The following is a 3,292-nucleotide window of genomic DNA, read 5'->3' on the forward strand; positions in this document are numbered from 1 at the left end:
AAAAGGTTCAGAGACAACATTAGTATTAACAGCAGGAACACCAACAACTATATCAGCCTATTTACTCGGAATGGATTATATAACTTATGATTCTAATCGAATTAATGGGTTTAAATTGAGATTAGAGGATTGTTATCGTGTTTATCATGAGTTACTGGCGATGGATGAAAGTACACGGATACGCTATGTTGGTATAGGACGTGAAGATTTAATTATTACAGGAATATTAATGGTCACTTCTATCTATCAAATATTAGAAATTAATGAGGCTATTATTGTCGATGATGGATTACGTGAGGGAATAGCATTAGAATATTATCAGTAAATTTGTCATATTTTTTGACCGCATTAAGCAATTCGCTATAATAAAACTACAAAAAAAGGGAGGGAGTTTTGAAACTAATTAATATTAAGCGTGTCGGCATTATATTACGTCCCTCTACACCTGAGTTAAAAGAGATGTTTTTTGAAGCAAAGCGGATTTTTGAATCTCGTGATATTGAAGTTATTATTGATAATATTAGTGGCGGTATGATTGATGTTATGGGACAGCCATTTGATATGATGTGCCATAATTCAGATTTTTTAGTCACTATTGGTGGGGATGGGACTCTCATTTCTGCTGTACGCCGTTCATACCGTTATCAGCTCCCCGTCTTAGGAATTCACGCGGGGAAACTCGGCTTTTTGGCCGATCTTGATTTCGGAGAACTCGAATCGTTTGTGGATAAGATGATGGAGGGGGAATATCGTATCGATAAACGGGCTATTTTACAAGCAACGATTCTTACCCAAAAAGGGACAAATGAAGTATTTGCATTTAACGATATCGTATTAACTCGCCCTTCAATCGCAAAAATGATTCATGTCGAGACGTACGTCGATGGGCAAAGTTTTAACACCTATTATGGCGATGGGGTTGTTGTTTCAACCCCTACAGGCTCAACAGCATATAATCTCTCTGCCGGTGGTCCGGTTCTTTTCCCGTTATCACAGGTATTTGCATTAACACCGATATCTCCCCATTCTCTGACTCAGCGCCCTATGGTTTTTCCGGGACATTTTGAGATTGAGATGAAAACTCCTGATGCGAGTGCTCTAGTAATTATTGATGGGCAAGACCTCGTTAAAATCAGTCACAAGGATACGGTAAACATCAAGCTTGCCAGCGGTGCAGCTCATTTGATTCACCGTAAAGAGTTTAATTATTTTGAAGTACTCAAAGAAAAAATGGGATGGGGGAACTAATCGGTGATTGAACGATTCTATTTAAAAGAATTTTTGACTTTCAAAGAGGCTGATATGGAGTTCCATCCTGGTCTCGTGGTATTTACGGGCCCAAGCGGGAGCGGAAAATCAATTTTGATGCGTTCTATTTTAGCCTCAGTGGGGTTGGAAAATGTCGAAGCCCAGATTTGCGAGTCGAGTGTTTCTTGGAGTATCGATGAAGAACGATATGGAATTCAAAATGAATCTCTCAATATCTTTCGGCATGTGAAAAAAGAGAAAACACGCTATTTTATCAACAATCAAAGCATGTCAAAGTCTTCAATGGAGTCGATTAGTTCTACCCATCTTCGTCACTTGAGTCTCAAAGATTACAATGATTTTGAATCCTCTGCATTGCTCAATCTTTTGGATGATCGTATTTGTGCTAAAACACCCAATCATGCTTTGATCTTGCAATCGCATAAAGATCAATATACTCAATTTAAAACCCTTTCCGATCATCTTAAAGAGATTGAAGAGAAAGAAAAAAATCTTGCGGAACTCAAAGAATTTGCCCTTTACGAAATTGGAAAAATTGATGCGATAAACCCAAAAATAGGCGAAGATGAAGAACTAGCTCTGATAAAAAAACAACTTTCAAAAAAAGAAAAAATTGAAACAGCTATTGCGCAAGCACAATCGATATTTTCGTATGAATCGTCAGTAAGTTCTGCTTTGGGCTTGTTGGAAGCGAACAGTGCTTTTTTTGATGATGCGATGAATGAGCTGCGTAGCCTTTTTGAGAGTGCGTCTGAACGTCTTGAGGAACTCGAAGAGGTTTCAGTCGAATCTATTTTGGACCGTATTGAGCAGATTGCCGAACTCAAACGACGTTATGGCAGTGTGGAAGAGGCTTTGGCCTATCGGGATCAAAAAGTACAGGAACTTGAATCGTATGAGACGATAGAGCATTCAAAAGATGATCTAATCAAAAAGCTCGCTTCATTTCAATCATCATTAAAATCCTCAGCACAGGAACTTTCAAAACAACGTTATAGTATTCTCAAAGAGACCCTTGCTACTTTAAACGGATATTTGGGAATGCTTTATTTGCGTGAAGCAACATTGGAATTGGAACCGACTCTTCTCAATGCTACCGGTTCGGATAAAGTAATATTGGGGCTATCTGGAACCAAACTCGACCGTCTCAGTTCAGGGGAGTTCAATCGTCTCCGGTTGGCATTACTGGCACTCGGGGTCGAGAGTATGCAAGGAAGCGGCGGTGTTTTGATGTTGGATGAAATCGATGCCAATCTCAGCGGTGAAGAGTCGATGAGTGTCGCTAAAGTATTGCGGCATCTCTCAACTCATTATCAGATTTTTGTTATTTCCCATCAGCCTCAGCTCACCTCGATGGGAGAGCAGCACTTTTTAATCTACAAAGATGACGAGAGCCGTGTCCAAGAACTGAGCGATGCGGAGAGAATCGAGGAGATTGCCCGTATCATCAGCGGAGAGAGTGTCAGTGATGAAGCACGAGGGTTCGCCCGAGATTTATTTGAACGTGCTAGAGGCTGAAGGAATGATTATAGATACTCATGTCCATTTGGACGATGAACGCTACCGTGAAGATTTTGATCTCATGATGACACGGGCTCGCGAAGCAGGGGTGGAAGCCTTTATCATCCCTGGAGCACATCCTGGGACGCTGGAACGTGCGATTGAACTTTGTGAAAACTACGATGATGTCTATTTTGCCGTAGGGGTTCATCCCTATGATATGGAACATATCGAATCGGTTAACTTTGAAGCGTATGCCGCTCATCCTAAATGTGTCGCTATCGGTGAATGTGGATTGGACTATTTCAGACTTGAGGGGAGTGACGAAGAAAAACAGACCGAAAAAACCCGTCAAGATGAAGTTTTCCGTGCTCATATCCGATTTGCTAAAAAGGTCAAAAAACCGCTGATTATCCATATTCGGGATGCGAGCCATGATGCAAAAAGGGTGCTTCTCGAAGAGAGTGCCGGAGAAGTAGGGGGAGTACTGCACTGCTATAACGCCGATGATGAGCTTCTTTCC

General features: G+C 41.0%; 3 protein-coding genes and 1 pseudogene. All 4 read left to right on the forward strand.

What is annotated here, in order from left to right; translation table 11 throughout:
- A pseudogene (locus tag WA010_RS02990) lies at positions 1-325 on the forward strand (phosphatase); the annotation flags it as partial.
- 68 nt (positions 326-393) lie between these two features.
- Positions 394-1,248, forward strand: a complete 855-nt coding sequence (locus WA010_RS02995; protein ID WP_422555694.1) for an NAD(+)/NADH kinase — start codon at positions 394-396, stop codon at positions 1,246-1,248.
- 3 nt (positions 1,249-1,251) lie between these two features.
- Positions 1,252-2,787: an AAA family ATPase gene (locus tag WA010_RS03000; RefSeq protein WP_422555695.1), complete on the forward strand. Its 1,536-nt coding sequence runs from the start codon at positions 1,252-1,254 to the stop codon at positions 2,785-2,787.
- Between the two features lie 4 nt (positions 2,788-2,791).
- A partial coding sequence (locus tag WA010_RS03005) for a TatD family hydrolase (protein ID WP_422555696.1) occupies positions 2,792-3,292 on the forward strand: 501 nt, incomplete at its 3' end.

This window comes from Sulfuricurvum sp. (genome assembly GCF_049305995.1).
In the GTDB taxonomy this organism is placed as follows: Bacteria; Campylobacterota; Campylobacteria; order Campylobacterales; family Sulfurimonadaceae; genus Sulfuricurvum.